The sequence below is a fragment of the Enterobacter ludwigii genome (assembly GCF_001750725.1).
GTDB lineage: Bacteria > Pseudomonadota > Gammaproteobacteria > Enterobacterales > Enterobacteriaceae > Enterobacter > Enterobacter ludwigii.
On the sequence record NZ_CP017279.1, the window covers coordinates 4,765,880 to 4,785,877 of the forward strand.

At 55.0% G+C, this 19,998-nt stretch carries 13 protein-coding genes; 4 read left to right on the plus strand and 9 right to left on the minus strand.

Going from position 1 to position 19,998, the window contains the following annotated elements; translation table 11 throughout:
- Positions 1 to 22: 22 nt before the first annotated feature.
- Positions 23 to 10,123: a BapA/Bap/LapF family large adhesin gene (locus tag BH714_RS22470; RefSeq protein ID WP_040018951.1), complete on the minus strand. Its 10,101-nt coding sequence runs from the start codon at positions 10,121 to 10,123 to the stop codon at positions 23 to 25.
- 767 nt (positions 10,124 to 10,890) lie between these two features.
- Between BH714_RS22470 and BH714_RS22475 the strand changes: the two genes are divergently transcribed.
- From BH714_RS22475 to BH714_RS22485, 3 genes are read left to right on the plus strand one after another with little or no spacing between them, the layout of a single operon-like run.
- A complete protein-coding gene (locus BH714_RS22475; RefSeq protein ID WP_040018952.1) occupies positions 10,891 to 11,418 on the plus strand; it encodes a tetratricopeptide repeat protein in 528 nt (175 codons plus the stop codon).
- Positions 11,419 to 11,425: 7 nt separating this feature from the next.
- Positions 11,426 to 11,956 (plus strand): sigma-70 family RNA polymerase sigma factor, encoded by a 531-nt coding sequence (locus BH714_RS22480; protein WP_080765219.1) that lies wholly within the window; start codon positions 11,426 to 11,428, stop codon positions 11,954 to 11,956.
- Complete coding sequence (locus BH714_RS22485) at positions 11,953 to 12,741, plus strand: anti-sigma factor family protein (RefSeq protein WP_040018954.1); 789 nt, start codon at positions 11,953 to 11,955, stop codon at positions 12,739 to 12,741. The genes BH714_RS22480 and BH714_RS22485 overlap by 4 nt, the downstream gene beginning before the upstream one ends.
- On the opposite strand, the gene BH714_RS22490 is transcribed toward BH714_RS22485, so the two are convergent.
- The 7 genes from BH714_RS22490 to BH714_RS22520 all read right to left on the minus strand — a co-directional run bounded on the left by BH714_RS22490 (position 12,733) and on the right by BH714_RS22520 (position 17,983).
- A complete protein-coding gene (locus BH714_RS22490; protein WP_040018955.1) occupies positions 12,733 to 13,290 on the minus strand; it encodes a YceI family protein in 558 nt (185 codons plus the stop codon). The two genes, BH714_RS22485 and BH714_RS22490, sit on opposite strands and share 9 nt — an antisense overlap.
- A 68-nt stretch (positions 13,291 to 13,358) precedes the next feature.
- Entirely contained in the window at positions 13,359 to 13,703 is a 345-nt protein-coding gene (locus BH714_RS22495; RefSeq protein ID WP_040018956.1) for a cupin domain-containing protein, read from the minus strand.
- A gap of 87 nt (positions 13,704 to 13,790) precedes the next feature.
- A complete protein-coding gene (locus tag BH714_RS22500) occupies positions 13,791 to 14,147 on the minus strand; it encodes a hypothetical protein (RefSeq protein WP_014171277.1) in 357 nt (118 codons plus the stop codon).
- Positions 14,148 to 14,367: 220 nt separating this feature from the next.
- Positions 14,368 to 14,808 (minus strand): carboxypeptidase-like regulatory domain-containing protein, encoded by a 441-nt coding sequence (locus BH714_RS22505; protein ID WP_040018957.1) that lies wholly within the window; start codon positions 14,806 to 14,808, stop codon positions 14,368 to 14,370.
- 548 nt (positions 14,809 to 15,356) lie between these two features.
- Positions 15,357 to 15,524, minus strand: a complete 168-nt coding sequence (locus BH714_RS24385) for a hypothetical protein (RefSeq protein WP_230075041.1) — start codon at positions 15,522 to 15,524, stop codon at positions 15,357 to 15,359.
- Between the two features lie 738 nt (positions 15,525 to 16,262).
- Positions 16,263 to 17,219, minus strand: a complete 957-nt coding sequence (locus BH714_RS22515; protein WP_012539955.1) for an alpha/beta hydrolase — start codon at positions 17,217 to 17,219, stop codon at positions 16,263 to 16,265.
- A gap of 329 nt (positions 17,220 to 17,548) precedes the next feature.
- Positions 17,549 to 17,983 (minus strand): winged helix-turn-helix transcriptional regulator, encoded by a 435-nt coding sequence (locus BH714_RS22520; RefSeq protein ID WP_197719739.1) that lies wholly within the window; start codon positions 17,981 to 17,983, stop codon positions 17,549 to 17,551.
- Positions 17,984 to 18,052: 69 nt separating this feature from the next.
- On the opposite strand from BH714_RS22520, the gene BH714_RS22525 reads away from it, so the two are divergent.
- Entirely contained in the window at positions 18,053 to 19,006 is a 954-nt protein-coding gene (locus tag BH714_RS22525) for an aromatic alcohol reductase (RefSeq protein ID WP_040018958.1), read from the plus strand.
- A 105-nt stretch (positions 19,007 to 19,111) separates the two neighbouring features.
- Here BH714_RS22525 and BH714_RS22530 read toward each other — a convergent pair whose 3' ends face one another.
- On the minus strand, positions 19,112 to 19,972 hold the full coding sequence (locus BH714_RS22530) for an SMP-30/gluconolactonase/LRE family protein (RefSeq protein WP_040018959.1): 861 nt from the start codon (positions 19,970 to 19,972) through the stop codon (positions 19,112 to 19,114).
- Positions 19,973 to 19,998 lie beyond the last annotated feature (26 nt).

Sequence of the window (19,998 nt, forward strand, 5' to 3'; positions counted from 1 at the left end):
CGGGTCATTTGTGCAGGTGCTATCAGGTAACGATGTGTTGCTGGTTCACTAACTCGTCGTAGGTGGTCTGGACGTTATCCAGCGTCACGAGCGTCGTATTAGTGTAGGTGCTCCCTGAACCATCACGGTCGATGGAGATCACGGTATTGCCATTACTATTAGTAACATGCAGATAATTACCGAGCGTTGAGCTGCTCCCGTTCCAGCCCACCAGCAGATCGCCGATATCGATTTTGTCCCCCTGCGTGAGCGAGAAATTGGTCCAGTGATCGCCAGCAGTGCTGCTGACGTTGCCCGCGGTGGCGTTGCCTGCGGTGGCGTTCAGCACCTGGTAAATCAGGGTGTCGCCGTAGGCGGTGCCGGTAATGACGTCGTTATGTTCCGAACTGATGAACTGCGGCGCCATATTGATGGTCAGCGTGGCACTGTCTGTTTTCCCGTCGGCATCGGTCAGGGTGTAGTTGAAGGTCTCCTTCGAGGTGATGGTTGAGAGCGACACCCCGGTGTTGAGGGTGTAGGTGTAGTGGCCGTCCGCGCCAATTGCCAGCGTGCCGTAATGGCCGACGACGTTGACCGTTGCGCTGCCGGTGTACGGATCCAGCGTGGTGGTCACGCCGTCGTAGCCGGTCACGCTGAGGCGGGTATCCACCGAGTGCAACTGATCCAACACGCCGCCAGAGTCGGTGCCGTCAAAGATATTGCCGTTCACGCTGTGGCTGCCGGTGACGTCGAAATCACTCAGCGAGTAGGTGGTGCCGTTCACGCTTGGGGTGATCGTAATATTCCCCACACTCAGCCCCGGTACGCTACCGGTATAGCTCAGCGTATAAGTTCCGGCATTCAGATCCAGCCCGGTCAGCGGAACGTCGATATTACCGCCCAGCAAAGAGCCACCACTGAAGGAACCACTACGGATAACGCCTGTGCCATCACTAATTGACCAGTTCACCGTCAGGCCGCCCAGAGCCAGCAGCGATGCCACGTTAAAGTGCAGCGACGCGTTATGCAGCGCGGTGTTCGGATCCACCACGAAGGTTCCGCTCCCGCTGCCCTGGGTTGATGACAGCAGCGCGGTTGTCCAGCTGGCCGTCCCGACGGTGGTATCCGAGTAGGTTGTCGTGTGATGCACCGAGGTGACGTCCATCACGGTACTGACATCGTTGACCGCATCCATCGCTTGCGCGGTTGGGGTGATGTTGAGCGATGCTGTATCCTTTGTCCCGTCTGGCGCGGTGATGGTATAGACAAACGTATCCGGCGTGCTGATATGGTCCGCACCCACACCGGTTTTCAGGGTGTAGGTGTACTGTCCGGACGCATTGATGCTCAGCGTGCCGTATTCCCCCTGGATGTCGGTCAGGCCGCTGCTGTTCACCGCCACGCCGTTCACTTCTGATACCACCGCGCCGGTTGCGACATCGTTGTCCAGCACATCGCCGGTGGTGGTCTCGCCAATGCTCGATACGCTGTAGACATGATCTTCCAGCACGTTCAGCGTGTAGGCGGTCAGGGCGGTGATCCCTGCAGCCGTATTCAGCAGGAAGAGGTACTCCCCGGCAGGCAGGTTCAACGTCAGCTGAGACGAGGTACCGCCCAGCAACGGCGCACGCAGCCAGCCCGGTTCGACGCGCATCTGCTCGAAGGTCTGCGTCGCGTTATTGAACTTGTAGACATACAGGTCGAATACCGACGCCAGCGCCACACCGCCCACGGAAGCCTGAATGGTCATGGTGCGGGTAGTGCCTTCCTCCACGTTATAGATAATGGGGTTGGTCATGTCGTCCAGCAGGTTCAGCCCCAGCGTGTTGCCGAGATTAATACCCACCAGGGTAAAGCCGCCCTGCGACGAGGTGCCGTTATTAATTTCACTCACGGTCGTGTCAAAGGTCAGCGAGGCCGTGTCATCTACCGCCACAATACCGTTGACGAGAGTGCCTTCACCCAGCGACAGCACAAGGTTCGCCGACGCGCTGACGCCGTTATGGGTGATGGTGTAGGTGAAACTCTCTGTGCGACCAATGACCGCTGCGCTGGTGTCGGTCAGGTTGTAGGTGTAGCTGCCATCGCGGTTAATGGTCAGCGTACCGTACTGGCCCTGAACAACCGTGCCGTCGGCGTTCACGCTGGTGGTGACACCCAGCGCGTTGGTGACAGCAGAGACCGTGGTGCCTGCCGGGGCGTTGTCGCTGCCCGCGGTCGGGTCGGCGTCGAGAATTACGTTACCGTTCAGGCTGGTGTCGCCCGTCACGGTACCGGCGCTGGTTTCTTTCACCGCCACATCGAGGCTGGTGTAGGAGCCGGTCGCCAGCAGGTTGGTGTTGTAGCTCAGCACCCGGTAATCGCCATCAGCCAGCCCGGTCAGGTTCAGCGATACGCCGGTGGCTCCGAGGGTCAGCAGATCGGCAAACTGCGGTTGTCCGGTATCCACAACGGTGGTCCAGACACCGTTGACGTTATGTTGAACCACAAGTTCAAGGGTGTTGAGCAGAGAGAGTACCGCGCCCGTGGCGTTGGCGTTCACCACAATATCCGCGCTGCCACCGCTGCCCACCGTGAAGTTCACCTGGGCAGTATCATTACCCAACAACGTGAGAACGTTGCCTACGGCACCCACCAGCAGGAAACCGTAATCACTGTACTGGCTGTTGGTGACGGTGGCCGTGGTGCTGAGGTTCAGCTCTTCGACGTTATTGCTGGCGGAGAGCGGAACGACCGGCGCAAGTACGGAGCCAGGCTGTGAGGTATTGCCCGCGACGTCACTGGCGGTGATCTGCAGCGTCTGGCCTTCGGTCTGTTTGTTCGTAAAGGTGTAACTGTACGTGCCGTTGCTGTCCGCCGTGGCAGTCACCGTGGAGCCATCTGCAAGGCGAATAGCAACGGTGCTGCCTGCTTCCGCGTTACCAGTCAATACGCTACCGTCAGCGTTAAAGGTACCGGTTGGTGCCGTGGGGGCGGCAGTATCAACAATAATCGTCGTCACGGTTGAAGCCGCGCTGATGTTGCCCGCCGCATCGGTGGCCGTAGCGGTGAAGTTATGCGTGCCTTCCGTCAGTATGGTGCTGGTTTGTGGCAGGGTCCAGTTGCCGCTGGCATCGGCGGTTACCGTGCCGACAACCGTTGCCCCGTCATAGATACGCACTGTCGCATTGGCTTCGGCGGTTCCGTTCAGCGTTGGACGTGTGTCGTTGGTCGGGGTGGTGCCGATAACTGGCCCAGTGACGCTACCGACATCATCGACAACCGAGCCGATAACCGGGGCGATTGGCGCTATGGCATCCACGTTGATCACATAGGGGGTGGTGGGTGCGCTGGTATTGCCCACCGCATCGGTGGCGGTAAACGTCAGGCTGTGCGACCCGTTGCTCAGCGCCGGAGAAGGGGTAAAGCTCCATGCCCCGCCGGTCGCGATCGCGCTACCAATCTGGACGCCGTTATCGAAAATGTTCACTGTGGCCCCGGCTTCCGCTGTACCGGTGAGGGTTGGCTGCGCGTCGTTGGTCAACCCTCCGTCGGTGACTGGTGTAGCCACGTTACCCACATCATCCACAATGCTGCTCAGCACCGGCAGGGCTGGCGGCGTCGTGTCGATAGTCAGGCTAAAGGCCGCTGACGAAACGCTGGTATTACCCGCTGCATCCGTGGCCTGCGCCGTGAAGCTGTGCGCGCCCGTGGCTAAGGTGGTCGTGAGCAAGATACTCCAGTTGCCGCTGGTATCCGCGGTGCCCGTTCCGACAAGCGTTGTACCTTCGTAGATATTCACAGTCGCAAACGGCTCACTGGTCCCGACAAGCCGTGGCACGGTGTCGTCGGTCGTCTGTCCTGAACTGAGCGGGCCGGTGATGCTGCCCGCATCGTCAACGGCCTGGCTGATAACCGGCGCATTGGGGGCGCTGGTATCAACAACCAGCGTAAAGCCAGGCGAAGCCGGGCTGACGTTCCCCGCCGCGTCGGTCGCGGTCGCGGTCCAGGTATGGCTGCCATTGCTCAGCGCTGATGACGGCGTAAAGCTCCATGCTCCGGCGCCATCCGCCAGCGCGGTGCCGACCGGCTGTCCGTTCTCATAGATGGTCACCGTGGCGTTGGCTGCCGCGGTGCCCGTCAACGTTGGCGTGGTGTCGTCGGTACTTTGCCCGGAAGTCAGCGGCGTCTGTACGCTGCCTGCGTTGTCTCCCGCGGTCGTGATGGCCGGTGCCGCCGGTGGTGCCGTATCCACCGTCAGGTTAAACGGTGCCGTTGTGCTGCCGGTGTTACCAGCCGCATCGGTGGCATTGAAGGTGATAGCATGAGGCCCGTCGCTCAGGGCGGTGTCAGGCGTGTAGGTCCAGTTCCCCTGGGCATTAACCACCGCGGTGCCAATCTCGTTGCCATCCACAATGATATGCACTGTGGCACCTACTTCACCCGTACCGTTGAAGGTCGGACGCGCGTCGTTGGTGCTGTTGCCGGTGGTGAGCGTACCGGTGACCGGGCCGACGTCGTCAATCACACTGCTGACCAGTGGCGCAGCAGGACCTGTTGCATCCACGGTAAAGGCAAAGACCGACGAGTTTGCTGACGCATTCCCTGCCGCGTCCGTTGCATAGACGCGAAGAGCGTAGCTGCCATCGCCCAGTGGCGTGCTCGGGGTAAAGGTCCAGTTACCACTTCCGTCGACGGTCGCAAGACCAATCTCCGTACCATTATTCATGATATGGATTGTACTGCCCGGTTGTCCGGTGCCGCCGATCGTCGGGGTGATGTCGTTGGTGACTTGCCCGCTGGTGAGGTTGCCGGTCACGCCGCCAGGGGCATTGTCGTTAACCGTATCCAGCGTTGGAACCGTTGGCGCCGTCAGGTCAACCACGACGTTCCAGCCGTTAGACACCTGGCTGACGTTGCCCTGTGGGTCGGTGGCGGTAACGGTGAAGGCGTGAGGCCCTTCGCTGAGCGCGGTGTCAGGGGTGAATGTCCAGGCACCGGTGCCGTCAGCCGTGACCACGGCAATCTGGGTACCGCCGTCGAAAATTTTCACCACGCTGTTCGCTTCCGCCGTCCCCGAAAGGGTTGGCGTCGCGTCGTTGGTAGGGTTACCGCTGACTACCGTGGTGGCGGCGTTACCGACATTATCCGTTATGTTGGTGATCACCGGTGTGGTGGAAACCGTATCAACGACGATGGTGAAGCCTATCGACAGACCACTTTCATTGCCCGCGGGGTCGGTCTCGCGGATGGTCAGAACGTTATTGCCCTCCGCCAGCGCGGGCGGTGTGAAGACCCAGGTCCCCGTATTGCCGACCAGTGCGGTGCCCAGCAGGGTTCCGTTGCTGTAAACGGAGATGGTATCGCCCACCGTGCCGGAGCCGGTAAGGGTAGGCTGGTTATCGTTGGTGGTCTGCCCGTTGGTGAGCGGACCGGTGCCTGGGTTGACGTCATCAATTACCGCGCCGATAGTCGGTGTGCCCGGTGCAGTCAGATCGACGGTGACGCTGGCGGCCGGAGAGCGGCCGCTGGTCGCGCCATTGAGGGTCGCTGTGACCTCAAAGGTATGCAGCCCTTCGCCAAGCACGGTCGGGGTATAGCTCCAGTTGCCGCTGCCGTCGGCGGTGACCGTCGACACGGCTGTAACGTCACCGTCCTGATAGATGGTAATCAGGCTGCCCGCTTCGGCCGTGCCGGTGAGAGTAGGGGTAGTGTCGTTGGTGGTTTTGTCTTTCACATCGCCGGTGACCGGATCGACGTCATCGACGATCGCTGTGATAACGGGCACCTGCGGCAGGTCGAGCGGCGAATCAACGACGTTAAACGTCGCGCCTGGGCTGGCATTCCCTGCGGCATCAGTAGCGCTTACGGTCAGGGTGGTCGGATCCAGCTGTGCCGGACTCAGCGCAATGGAGAAGCTGCCGTCGCCGGCGGCAGTGCCGGTACCAATGACGGTACCACCGCTATTTTTCACGGTAATGGTACTTCCTGCCTCGGCAGTACCCGTCAGAGGCGTTCCCTCCTGAGCAAGAGCCATGTTGATCGGGTCGGCCGGCGCGGCGGTATCCACCGTCACGCTCAGCGGCGCAGAGCTTCCTGAAGCGTTACCGGCCGGGTCGACTGACGAGACGGTGAAGGTATGCGTGCCTTCCGCGAGCGTGCTGTCGGCGGTCCAGCTCCAGTTGCCATCCGGCTGTACCGTTACCGGCACCGTGGATGCTGTACCGTCTACGGAGACGATAACGGTGGTACCCGGTTCGCCGGTGCCCGTGAGGGTCGGCGTGCCGTCACGGGTATAAAGCACATTGCTTGTGAGCTGGCTGTCAGACACCGCGTTAATCAGCGGGATTTCTGGCGCAGTGGTATCAACGGTGACGGTGAAGACCGGGCTGAGGCCGCTGACGTTACCCGCAGCATCGACTGCCGCAACGGTGATGTTGAGTGGGCCATCAGTCTGGGTCGGAAGATCGAGAGACCACTCGCCATTGCTGCCCACTTCGACGCGTCCTACCTCAACGCCATTGTTATAGACGATGACCGTTTCGCCCGCAGGGCCGGTACCGCCCACACCGGGGGTAGTATCCGTGGTAACACCACCGTCGGGCTCACCGCCCACGGCGCTAATGACCGGCGTATCCGGTGCTACGGTATCAACGGTGATAGTGATCCCCGGTGACGCCGCCGAAACGTTACCGGCTTCGTCGGTGGCGGTGGCGGTAAATTCGTGGCTTCCCTCATCAATGCTGGCGTCAGGGCGCCAGCTCCAGTTGCCGTTGCTGTCTACGGTGACGCGACCCACTTCGGTGGCAGGCTGACCATTAATGCTGTCATAAATAATAACCACATCGTTCGCTGTGCCGGTGCCACTCAGGACCGGACGCGGATCGTTCGTGGTTTCCCCGTCGGCAACCGGTCCGGTTATCTGGCTGACGCTGTCCGTAATCACCGGTGCTGCTGGCGTAGCTGGTGGGTCGGTATCAATGGTGATGGTCACCGGCTGGGACGGGGCGCTTTCGTTCCCCGTGCCGTCCACGTTGGTGACGGTCAGGGTGATGTCATAGGTACCGTTGGGCAGTGGTGTTGTCGGTGTCCAGGACCAGTTGCCGGAGCCGTCCACTACGGCGTCACCTATTTTGATACCGCCGTTGTAGATCGTCACGGTATCGCCGACCGTGCCGGTACCGCTCAGGGTTGGCGTGGTGTCACGCGTGGTTTCACCTGGATTCAATGGCGTTTGCGTTGCACCGCCGTCAGGATTCACGGTGATGTCCGGAATATCCGGTGTGGCTGGCGCAATGGTATCTATCGTCAATTCAAACGGGCTGGAGATGGTGGTATTTCCGGCGGCATCTGTGGCGTGAACCGTCAGCGAATGCGTGCCGTCGGTGAGTGGAGTCGTTGGCGTAAATTGCCAACCGCCACTGCCGTCGAGGGTGGCTGTGCCGAGCAGGGTCGTACCGTCATAGACGGTGATAATCGTATCAGCAGGCGCGGAGCCCTGCAGCAGCGGCAGGGTGTCATCCGTGGTATCACCGCTACTGAGCGGTCCCTGAACGCCGCCAACGTCATCGATGACGGTGGCGATAGTTGCAGCCACTGGCGCGGTGGTATCGACGATAAAGGTGAAGTCGTTTGACGGCAGGCTGGTGTTACCCGCCGCGTCGGTCGCGACGACGGTAAAGGTATGAGGACCCTCGCCAAGCGGCACGGTGGGGGTATAGGACCACGTGCCGCTGCCGTCGACCGGGATCGTGACAAGATCGGCGCCATCCAGGCGGATGGTGACCGTCGAGCCCGGCTCAGCCGTACCGTTGAGCGTCGGGGTAGTGTCGTTAGTGCTGCCGTTAGGGGAGAGTGTACCGAGTCCCTCCGGGACATCATCCACCACCTGGGTAATGAGCGGGGCGGCAGGTGCCACGCTGTCAATCGTAATGCCCCAGGTGTTGGAAATCCCACTGATGTTGCCTGCCGCGTCGGTTGCGACTGCGGTCAGGGCATGCTGCCCCTCGCTAAGCGGTGTGGAAGGGGTAAAGATCCACGCACCGCCGCTATCGGCAACAGTGGTACCAATATCAACGCCGTCCATGCGGAGGGTGATCGTCGCATTTGCTTCGGCAGTCCCGCTGAGCGTCGGGGATGCGTCATTGGTGGTCTCATTGTTACCGATCGTACCAGTGCTTCCGGAAACATCGTCCACGACTTGTAATATCACCGGAGCTGTTGGTGCCGTGCCGTCAACGTTGATTGTCCAGGTGTTTGATGGCCCGCTCTGATTACCCGCGGCGTCCGCCGCAATTGCCGTTAGCACATGGGTTCCATCTAACAGCGGAGAAGGCGGTGTAAAACTCCACTGGCCGGAGGACGGAACGACCACCGTCCCGATAATATCGCTGTCGCTGGAAATGGTGATGGTCGAGCCGGGTTCGCCCGTTCCGTTTAACGTTGGGGACCGGTCGTTAGTCAGTCCACTCTGCTCGACTGGTCCGGTGGTGGCAAGGACGTCATCAACCACTGAAATAATGACCGGGGCCTGCGGTGGGGTAATATCCGGTGCAACAACGGGTGCTGTCGGACCCGTGTTGCCTGCCGTGTCGGTGGCTTCTGCGGTTAGGTTTTCGCCATTGATCTTCGGCGGGTTCAGCGGCAGGGTAAAATTGCCCTGGCCATCAGCCACAGTATCACCAATGAAGACGCCACCTTCACGGATGGTTACTGTGCTCCCGGGCTCTGCGTTGCCGCTGATGGTGGTGCCATCAGCCGAGACAACCACGTTTTCAGGAGTAAGCGGCGGCGTAGTGTCCACAGTGAAGGTGATAGGTTGCGATGTTGTGCTCTGGTTTCCGGCAGCATCGGTTTCACTGACGGTTATCGAGTGTGTCCCTTCCGGGAGCGGATTGTCTGGTGTGACACTCCAGGTGCCGTTGGGCTGCACCGTCGTGGTCCCAATCGCCACGCCATTGTCGTAGATGGTGATAGTTCCACCAGGCTCGCCAGTCCCTGCCAGGACCGGCAGGGAAGCATCGGTGGGCACGCCCGAGGTAATGGTTCCTCTAATTTGGCCCGTGTCGTCGGTTAGCACAATCGTACTTGGTGCATCCGGCGGGGTAATGTCGACCGTGAGGGTGAATACCGGTGAGACTGGACCGGAGTTACCGGCGGCGTCGGTTGCCTGCACGGTAATCTGGTGGGTGCTTTCACTGAGGTTTACTGACGGTGTGAAGGTCCAGGTGCCATTGCTGGCCACGACCGCACTCCCAATCGCGATACCACCGTCATAAATCGTCACGGTGGAGCCCGCTTCGGCAGTGCCGGTAAGCTGTGGACGCTGATCGTTGGTGCTACCGCCGTTACTGATTGCCCCCGTCTGCGGGTCAATATCATCTGTTATGCTGGTGATGGCCGCTGCATCAGGCGCGGTGGTGTCCGGTGCGATTACATTCGTGCCCTGGCTGGTATTCCCGGCGGCATCCGTTGCTGTGGCGGTAATTTGCTCACCATTGGTCAGTGGCGTCCCGAGGGATACGATAAATGTGCCGTCGCTACCGGTTTGACCTGTACCGATCACATTCCCGTTCATGTCTTTCAGCGTAATCGTACTGCCGGGTTCGGCAGTACCTGTGACAGTTTTACCATCCGAAGAAAACTGAAGACTGGAAGGCGCATTTGGCGGTGTGGTATCCGGATCGGAAGGATTGCCCGGCGTGCCGGGGTTCGTATTGTCATCATCATCGTCGCCACCCCCTCCGCCGCCGCTGCTTGCCGCGACAGCGATCCCGCCTGCGACAGCAAGACCACCGAGTACCCATGGCCAGATGGCTGCGCCACCGGTATCACCGCCTGAGGCCGCCAGTAATACGTCCGTGGAGGCGATAGATTCGTAGGTAGCAGCCCCGGTAGGATCTTCAATCCACCACAGCGCACCGTCACTCTCTTCCAGGACCAGCTGACTCACCCCCTCCGCGTCGGTGACGTAGAAATTCTTCAGGGTAATGACCTCGCCAGAGTGCAGCGTGACCACCAGATCGTTACCACTGCGGGCGAAGTGGGAGACATCGGCTCGCTCTACATGAAGCTCAACGATAGAGGAATGGCTCAGCGTAACCTGTGTGCCTTCCGTGGTAGTTTCCACGCCAGTGAGTTTCGATATAACAGAGATTTGGCTCATTTAGGTATTACTCCAGCAGAGTTGTCGTGAACGGCGTGCAAGATGCGCCATCTCTGCGGAAGGTAAAGCACGCCCCCGGCGGAGTTGCTGTTATTTACGCAGCACTCACCGTTATTTTTTTTAGAGCGAACGATGCCCGCCATAATCCAGAGTGGCAACATCAGAGCGAATCTAATTACTCATGAGAGAGAATGTCGTTTATTTGTATTTTTGTGTTGTATAAAACCCTGTAATTAATAGAGGTATTGGTTTTGACGATATAAAAATGATATAGCCAGAAAAGTCTGAATGTGCAAATTAAGCATCTGTAAACACTGTGTGAAGCGTTGAAGGGGGCATTAATTCATAGCTTGCTATTATAATTTAAAAAATATAACCAGTTGTATTTATTGTGTTTTTATTTATTTTTAAAATGCGGTTTTTATCATTTCGCCATGAATAAATATTTATCATGGGACTTTTTTTAGGATGGCGTTAAACGCTATTGTTTATGCCGGCTTAATGTGCGTTTAAGTTAGGGTAACGTTTTTGATATAACATATATTATGTTGGTAATTAACTAAAAATATATTCTTGTGCGGTGCCGGGATTCTGCTACTGAGAGAAAAATAATAACTAACAGGGAGTAAAGATAAAATATCCCGGTCAACATTTAATGGGGATACGACGTCAACATGATTCTGAGAAAAAAAGAGGGGCCCGGGAATGAATAAAATGCATCGCTCACGCGTTTACTGACGTCATTCCCATTCACCCTGGAGCCTTTTATGAACACCACCTCTGTGCGTTTGATCCCGGTGCTGATTTTTTCCCTGTTGTCTCCTCTCGCGCTGGCGATGGGCGATAATAGTACCGAGAGTAAAACTCCCGACTGTCCGTCCGGAAAGGTGTATGACAGTGCAACTCAGAAATGTGTGCCCGATAAGAGCAGCAGCCTTAGCGATCAGGACAAAACCAACTATGCCTATCACCTTGCTAAAAAAGGCGAGTACCAGGCGGCGCTGAACCTTCTTGATTCGCTAAAAAATAACAACACGGCTGAAGCATGGAACTATCGCGGGTATGCCACCCGCAAACTGGGTCGTACGGATGAAGGTATCGGTTACTACCAGCGTGCGCTGGCTATCGCCCCGGATTATGCCAAAGCCCGTGAATACCTGGGCGAGGCGTGGATGGTCAAGGGACGTCCGGATCTGGCCAAAGAGCAACTGAAAGTGATTGCCGGTATTTGCGGCCAGTCCTGTGAAGAGTACCGTGACCTGCAGGCTGCCATTAACGGACATCCGGAGTCCTGATTTTCTCGTGGAGGGAAAACACATCGCTACCCGTGAGGTTCGCCAACAGTTAGCCGCACACCTCTCACGTCTCTGGCGTTATGGGCTGGTGTTGTCGCGAAACAGGGATGTCGCCGAAGAGCTGGTTCAGTCCACCTGCGTGCGCGCGCTTGAAAAAAGCAGTCAGTACATGCCCGGTACGCGTATCGACAGGTGGCTGTTTGCGATATTGCACTCCATCTGGATCTCTGAGCTTCGGGCACGCCATGTTCGTCAGGGGCAGGGGTTTGTCGCCAGCGACGAGCTTCTGGCACCGGATACCCGTGAACAGGATGAGACGCACCTGCATTACCTGAAGGTGATGCAGCGCGTCAACGCGCTCCCGGAAGCCCAGCGCAACACGGTTTTTTTGGTGTATGTCGAAGGCTTCACCTATCAGGAAGCCGCGAACACCCTGGCGGTGCCGATCGGTACTGTAATGAGCCGACTGGCGACGGCACGGGCAACGCTGGCAGCGTCTGCCGATGCCTTGCCCCCGGTTAAGGAGAAACGCTTTTGAACGCGCACCGTTTTACAGCGCCCTATAACGATGAGGCTATCGTGGCATGGATAGATGGCGAGATGTGTCATGCCGACGCGCAAAAATTTGAAGAAGAGTTGAGACGTGACGAGCATCTCTCCGGGCGGACCGCCGAGTTAATGAAAAGCAATGCGGATTACCCCAGCGCGTTTGCCGCTATGCTGGATGATGCTCCTCTGGAGAAGATGCAGGCCCGGCTGGCGGAACTGCCCGATCCGAAGCCCGCTACCCCGGCTGGCGTAAGCCGGCGCGCACTCATTGCCGCGTCGGTCAGTTTCCTGGTGGTCGGTTCCGGCGTGGGATATGGGTTGCGACCCGTTTTCGCACCTTCTGATGAAAACGCCCATATTCGTGACCTCGAAGCGCAATACATGTCGCTTTACAGCGTAGAGACATTGCTGGATATGGACAGCGCGCCGCATGTTCTGCAGCGTGGGCTGGAACGGGCAGCGCAGGATATCGGCCTGCAACTTCAGGCGTCACAGCTTATCCTGCATGGAGCAGAGCTTAAAATGGTCCGCATGCTGCGCTATGAAACCACCTCTATCGCGCAAATAGCCTGGATAAATGCCGACTACGGCCCAATGGCGCTGTGTATCTCCCCGGCAGAGCAGACAACGACAGCCGCTCAACAGGAACAGCGGCACGACATGAACCTGGTGTGGTGGCAGAAAGCGGGATATCAGTTTGTGCTGATCGGCCGCAACCCGCTCCCACAGTTGCGGGGCAGTGCAGAGCAGCTGCAAAGCCTGATTTCAGGATGACGGGATACCGTTAGCCTGAATCGCAATGGCAATGGCAATCCTGTCATCAACGACCAGCGCAAATTTATCCATGCCGTAGGCCGCGCGCGAAATGGTCGTTGTCGCATCCAGCGTAAGGACCGGCGCGTGCGGATCTTTCACGACGGCGTCCAGAATGACCGGGCGGGCAATGTCGCGTACGGTCAATGTTCCGAACACCCTGAACGTTCCTGAACCCTGAGCGACCACGCGTGAGCTGATAAATTCGATAACAGGATAACGTTCAGATTCAAAAAACATGTCGCTTTTCAGTTGCCAGGTGAGCAGGCTGTTTGAGGCAACCAGGGTAGCCACGGGAAGGGTGACATGGATATGGTCATCGATATCCTTATCCGGGTTAAGCGTTACGGAACCCGTGACGCCACTGAATCTGGCCCAGGAGAGGATCCCCCCGAAGGCGTGCCAGGATAACCGTATGGCGGTGTTTTCAGTATCAATGGTATAGCTCTGCGGGGCGGCCTGCGCCAGCGGACAGAGCAACACGAACAGAATAACCAGGCGTCGCAACATCTCAGGATCTCTTTAGGGGTGGCAAGGCGTTAACGCGCAACCCCGGGGATCTATTCGGCTTTTAGGCGTCAGGACGTCTTAATAATATCCACCGAGATCTCGACGGCGGTTACCGGACTCCGGTTTTCGAGCCAGTGGACCGTGTTGTGATCTTCCGGCCAGCCGACACCGGGACCGTAATCAGTCGCAATACCGTGACGATGATCGGTGATGGTACCTTCAAGGATAAACACGGTGCCCGGTCTGTCGATATGATTATGCACCGGACCAAAGACCGCGCCGGGAGCGAGAGTGACTCTGCGCATGCGAAGCTGACGACCGGCCATGCCCGCTATTTCCGGACCCAGATCGACGACGGAGAGTAATTCAACGGTAACGCCCTGGGTTTCAGGTGCGGTGTGTTCGCTGTTCATGATGGGGTCCCCCTGAGTCAAGTTTAGTCTGCAGGGAACAGGGCAGGAGGGAATAAAAAAGGCCGCGTCTGCGGCCTCTCGAAGGGATTACTCAGTGACTTTTTTTTCCAGCTCGCTGGCACCTTCTTTGGTTTTATTCCAGCCTTTCTCAGCACCTTCTTTGGTGGCATCCCACCCTTTCTCGGTACCTTCTTTGGTTTTATGCCAGGCTTTCTGGGAATCTTCGCTGACCTTGCTGCCTAAGTTTTCGGTTTTACCCTCTGCAGCATGCTTCTGTTTCAGCTTCAGCTCTTCGCCTTTATTCTGCTCTTCGTGCAGTTTTTGCTTCGCGTCGTTGGCGTTTGCCTTCGCCGCAGCGACGGTATCGTCAGTTGCATGTGTGGTCGCAGCAAATACTGGGGAAGCCAGCAGAACGGCAGATAATGCGATAATTGTTTTTTTCATAATATCCTCATTTAACGTTATCGGTTATGAGCGTGATTCAGCATGGCACAGACGAAGCGGCGTGGCTTTAGGAAAAAACTGTAATGTTATTTCGGCGTTATGCCGTGAAGCGTATTTAGTTACGCAGAGGAATTAATTATTTTCAGGTTCAATGCCGTGTACCAGGGGCGTGCATATCCATATTACTGATGGCTTTTGGCCATGAGTAAAGTTAATTAACTCACTGAGCTTCGCAAAATATATTTTGACTCTCGCCGCTTGTTGGGGAGAGTTCGCAGAACAGTTTCACGCTGTCGTTCCTGGAGTAGCCTGAAAAAGGCCCGCCAAAGCGTTGGGAGGTGTAAATATCGCGTTTTTGTCCCTGAGGGTCGATTGTTGTCAGTGTCCAGCTACTCAGGCGATCTTGCGGTCCGATGGGTATAAAAACATGCCAGTCTCCCTGCGGTACGAAAGAAAAATACCCGTTATTATCCGTTTGTGTCGTGGCTATTTGTCGGTCGAATTCCACTAACGAAACGGTTACCCGGGGCAGCGGTTTTCCTGCGTTATTCAATGTGCCCTCAATACGAGGGGAGGGATAATCATGGTAAACGCAGCCGCTGAGCAAAAACGTGAGAGCCACGATAGCCTGGCTTGCGATGCGGTTTGAGGACGCTGTCATGGGTGCGAATCCTTTTGCGTTGAGGTGTTTTTCGGTGGCGTGGATGCAGTATACGCGGGTGGTGTAATTTCGGAACTGTAGATTCTGTTAAGGATCTTGATTTACTGAGTTTTTCCAGACTTAGGCCTGGATAAATAAAGTGTGTGAATGGATGCGTGCAGAATGTAGCTTTACGAGCTACATAATAAGAGGTCTTGTCGGTGCCTTTACAATGTTAACGTACTGACGTTGCGCTTTGCAGAAAGTCGCATCAACGAACTTTCTCTGGCGCAGGAGTGGCTGAAATCGTCATGTATTTTTTCAGGCCAGCCTCTCGTTTTACACCTTGGGGTCTGAACCAAAAGGAAGCCTTAAGCGCGGGGAGTCGACGGTGTTGACTGTCCAGAGAAAATTACCAATGAATCTGAAATTGATACTAGCTACTGTAACGGATAATACCTCAAAACTTCCCGTAGAATACTCATTACCCAAACGGACGATTTCTTTAACGCCATCCTTAACATCGATAAGAGCAATTGTCAGTGACTCCTCGAAAATAATATCATCCGTTAAAAAAAGATATAGCGATGATCATTAACCTGAACAGCTGCTTCCAGTATTTGCCCTGGTACAATAATGTCTGTGCTATTGCCATTGATCACTACGTTAGGCTGCGCCTGGGATAAACCTGTCGCTTCCTGACCCTTTACCAGAGATATTAAATTAACCTGCTGCATAATCAATTCCACACACTCCCCATCTCCCATACTGCAAGAGCACCGCTGACAAAACCACCAATAAGTACACAAACAGGTGCATCTGGCCCACACATCAATCCCGCCATTACGCAGCCTGCGGCGTTTATCGCTATTTGCCGCACCGATTCTGAGACCTTATTCTCAGCGGTATAAATTTCGTAAACAGAAATTGCAATCGAGGGTACGACGAGCTCTTTTCCTAAACGCGAGAGCTACATCAATTTTTCTGGATTAAGCTGGTTGCCCTCGGAAAACGACAGACACAAAAAAGCCCGCAAGGCTTGCGCCGTGCGGGCTCTCAGGACTTCATCGGATGACTCTGGTAATCACCGATGGAGAATTTTGGTGGGCTGGCGGAGTCTGAATTGCTTGTGTAATCCATTGAATTCACTTTGGTAACTAGTAGTTTGACTTTTCGCTGGTGCCTATTTAGGTGCCTAAAAATTTTTTTCTCCCTTTGATGAGAAAAATGAGACGAGATAGGTACTGTGCGTGGTGATTTCTAGTTGAGTCGTCACGCTGAAAAACAGTCTTGACCTGCTCACCGTTGAGTAACAGACCACAACTTAAGTTGACCCTCAACTGTTGTGACAACGGCTGTGATTTCCTCTCCTCGCTTAGAGTGGACTGGACCAGCCCACCCCAACGCTGGCCGCTATGTGCCAAAAGCGGACGTTGCTACCAAACAGTCTGAGTGATTCAGCAAAGCGTCAGTCGTCATATATTTTCAGGACAAAGATGCACGCGGAACCAGTCAACAACCCTATTTATGACAACGGGTTGATACCAGTGATCATCACCGTGTTCTGCGCCTTCGATAAGGACGTAGTCCGCTTTGTTTCCCGATTCCAAAAGGGCTTTGTAAAGCGTTGCGCTCTGTTTAGGTGATACTAATGTATCCTTACTTCCATGCATTATTAGGAACGGAGGTTTACATCCCTTGAGACGCCCTATGGGGCTTGCATTTATCGCTTTTTCAGGTACAGAACTGATTGAGGCACCTGCAAAATTCTTGAAAGCCACACCATTAATTAGCAGTGACTCCGTGACTGCAGGAGACTGATGCACTTTTTGTCGGAGATCCGGAAAACCGTCACCTATGTTACGCAGATCTGATATTCCGTAAAGCGTAGCGACAGCCTGCACATCAGCGGACTGGCTGAGAAAATCGCCGTGATCGAATGACTTATCGCCATTAGTGGTACCAAGCATCTGCGCCAGCCAGCCTCCAGCAGAATCGCCAATTACACCAATTCGTGAGGGGTCAATTCCATAATCATGGGCATGTTGACGAAGGTATCTTACTGCTGCTTTAGCATCTATCACTGGCGCAGGGAAAGTATCAGGAATTGTCCTGTATTCTGCCGCTGCAACAACAAAGCCAGCCTCCGCTAAAGCCATGCGCATTTCCACAAATTTGTTGTGTTCAGCGGTCATAAACCCTCCCCCAGGAAAATAAATGATACCTGGTTTCAAAATGTTGGTACGAGGAACAAGAAAAGACATATGCAATTGTCTGACAGAACGAGTTTTTTTTACTGTCTCATAAACCACATCACTAATATTATCTATAGGGGTTTTAGTCAAGGCGACTTGGATAATTTTTGCCCCATGAACATAACCAGGAAGATCATGATAATTAGAAGATATTTCATTATTTTCTTTAGAAATCATAAAAAAACACCAGTTTTTAAATATTGTTTCACCAGCCCACCTATAATTCTGAAAGGGTAGGCCATCCTGTCAGATAATTCTCAAGGCCGAATTAATGGTAGCAAAAAATAAAATTCGCTTTAACACCCATTTGAAATATGTACAGACTAACATTGATGTCAGGCATACGTAAAATATAATCCTCTGTAATTACACCATCCCGACCAAGCTTGGTGAAATCGGTTCTGTCTCCGGATGACTACTGTATACATACATATCGGAAGGCTCATCAATTCAAACACTTGTATTATCTACAAATCACAAAAATTGATATTTATATTCATAGCCAGTTACGCCCTTGGGTTATTGTTATTTTTTTCATATCTCAACCGGTCTTCACGAAAGCGATCAGCATTATCGACAATCCAGGTCCACAGCGGGATCATTCGCACAAGTAACTCCATACCTGTATCGGACAGCTCGTATTCGACTCGTGGCGGGATTTCACTGAAATCATGGCGAATAACCAGTCCGTCGCGCTCAAGCTGTCGTAATGTACGTGTCAGCATGCGCTGAGTCACTCCGTGCATACGCCTGCCAATTTCGGCGTGACGTAGTCTGCCATAAACGCCAAGCGTGTTGACGATACCCAGTGACCATCGACTGCCTGCATGAGCCAGTACCTCCCGCCGCAAGCCATCATCATCGTCTTTCAGACCCTTACAAACAGCCTGCGAATACTGAAGAATTTCGTCCCGATCCATTTCACAGATTCCCGGTATCATACGTGTACCTTCTTTTTTAGCCTGTTATGAATTGCTAGAGTGGCGCAACAATTCATGTAAGGCCAGATTATGAACAAAACTGATCTTAACGCTACGTCTGAGAAAATCCTCGTGCTCGGTGCCGGTGAGCTGGGCCTCCCCGTTCTGCGAAATCTTGCCCTTCGGGCAAAAGATGTGAAGGGAACGAAAATCAGCGTACTGCTGCGCGAAAGTACCGTAACGTCAGATGAACCTGTAAAAAAAATAGTTATCACGGAAATCAGAAACCTCGGTATTAATATAGTCACGGGCGATCTCGTCATGAGTTCTGTCGACGATTTGGCCAGCCTCTTTGCGCAATTTGACACAGTCGTTGGCTGCACGGGGTACGCGGCCGGAATAAATACACCAATGAAACTGGCGCAGGCGGCCCTGCAGGCGCGGATTCCACGCTATTTTCCATGGCAGTTTGGTGCCGATTTTGATGCCATCGGACGCGGCAGCCCACAAGACATCTTCGACGCGCAGATTGACGTGCGTGATTTACTACGCAGCCAGCATGAAACTGAGTGGGTCATCATTTCGACCGGCATCTTCATGAGCTATTTGTTCGAACCAGACTTCGGTGTGGTCGATCTGCAGAACGATACTGTTCACGCACTCGGCAGCATTGACAACACCATGACGCTGACAACACCTGATGATATCGGGATGCTGACGGCAGCGATCGTATTTACAACTCCTCGCATCCGTAATGAAATTGTGTATATCGCCGGTGATACACTGACCTACGCAGAGGTTGCAGATAAGCTGCAATCAACGCTTGGCCGCCCTTTCGACTGCACGGTATGGAGCGAACAATATCTGATGGATAAACTGGCGCTCAACCCACAAGACATGATGTCTAAGTATCGTGCCGTTTTTGCGCAGGGGCGGGGAGTTGCATGGGATAAAAAGCAGACATTCAATGAACGCCATAACATTCGGGTCACCGATGTGGCAGCCTGGATTAATGCAAACCTGACCCCGGGCAGCTCGCTATAAACGTATTTAAGCTGCTGTAATAAATACCAGAGTCTTTCTCCTGCCTATCCGAATACGGTGATGAGAAAGACTCTGTTCCCCCTGTTGGCACTGATAGCAAAGCGGTTATGCTGTGTGCGCTGAAAACCGGCTCTCCGGTAAACCGGGGAATACGGCTGATTTCGCTCTCAGCAGCGCTCCATCATGCCTTGACGGCACAGAAAGACCCACGCTGGCACTGGTACAATACAGCGTTGTGAATGCTTCTCCCGCGAGTGTCGGACAAGTGCTCTGAATTCCTGGAGAGGGCAGTATACGGTCCGTCGTTCCGTCCGGACGATAACGTACAACACGGCTTCCTCCCCATTCGGCATTCCAGATATAGCCCATTGCGTCCACGCAGGAGCCGTCAGGCGCCCCCTTTCCTTCTGTTACAGTGAACACGCGCTGGTTATTCATAGAGGGGTAATCACAGCACATTATACGGCCCTGCATCGAGTCACAGTAATACATCGTGCTGCCGTCCGAACTGAAGCAGATGCTGTTCGGGATGGCCACCTCAGGCAGGGGTAGAGTCTCAATGCTGAGTGTCGCTGCATTTAGCCTGTGAAATCTTCCTATGACTTTCGCGGGGTACCCGTCATCCATGGTCCCGAAGACGAAATTACCCTCACGGTCGCACCGACCATCCCCTGTCCGTGTTCCCGGTCCTCCTGGTGACGCCACTATCGGCATAAAGGTACCTGTATTCAGATCGCAGAAGGCGAATCTGGATGCCAGCCCCATCAGTAAAACGTCAGGATTTTCAGTAAGTGCAAACGAACCGAGGCGCTCCGGCAGGGACCAGCGCATCACAACACTGGTGTCTTCTTCAAGGGCAAGCAGTTCGCTGCCTTCAATGTCAGTCCAGTAAATCCTGCGTGTCCTCTCGCACCAGATTGGGCACTCTCCCAGCAAATTTCTGGCATCAGCAGCCACTGAAAACATGTTATTTCTCCCGCATATAAAAGTTT

Bases quoted from the DNA above. Each gene is read 5' to 3' on its own strand.
- BH714_RS22530 (WP_040018959.1), bottom strand. From the start codon at position 19,972: ATGTTTTCAGTGGCTGCTGATGCCAGAAATTTGCTGGGAGAGTGCCCA.
- BH714_RS22495 (WP_040018956.1), bottom strand. From the start codon at position 13,703: ATGAACAGCGAACACACCGCACCTGAAACCCAGGGCGTTACCGTTGAA.
- BH714_RS22505 (WP_040018957.1), bottom strand. From the start codon at position 14,808: ATGACAGCGTCCTCAAACCGCATCGCAAGCCAGGCTATCGTGGCTCTC.
- BH714_RS22525 (WP_040018958.1), top strand. From the start codon at position 18,053: ATGAACAAAACTGATCTTAACGCTACGTCTGAGAAAATCCTCGTGCTC.
- BH714_RS22475 (WP_040018952.1), top strand. From the start codon at position 10,891: ATGAACACCACCTCTGTGCGTTTGATCCCGGTGCTGATTTTTTCCCTG.
- BH714_RS24385 (WP_230075041.1), bottom strand. From the start codon at position 15,524: ATGCAGCAGGTTAATTTAATATCTCTGGTAAAGGGTCAGGAAGCGACA.
- BH714_RS22520 (WP_197719739.1), bottom strand. From the start codon at position 17,983: ATGATACCGGGAATCTGTGAAATGGATCGGGACGAAATTCTTCAGTAT.
- BH714_RS22500 (WP_014171277.1), bottom strand. From the start codon at position 14,147: ATGAAAAAAACAATTATCGCATTATCTGCCGTTCTGCTGGCTTCCCCA.
- BH714_RS22490 (WP_040018955.1), bottom strand. From the start codon at position 13,290: ATGTTGCGACGCCTGGTTATTCTGTTCGTGTTGCTCTGTCCGCTGGCG.
- BH714_RS22515 (WP_012539955.1), bottom strand. From the start codon at position 17,219: ATGATTTCTAAAGAAAATAATGAAATATCTTCTAATTATCATGATCTT.
- BH714_RS22470 (WP_040018951.1), bottom strand. From the start codon at position 10,123: ATGAGCCAAATCTCTGTTATATCGAAACTCACTGGCGTGGAAACTACC.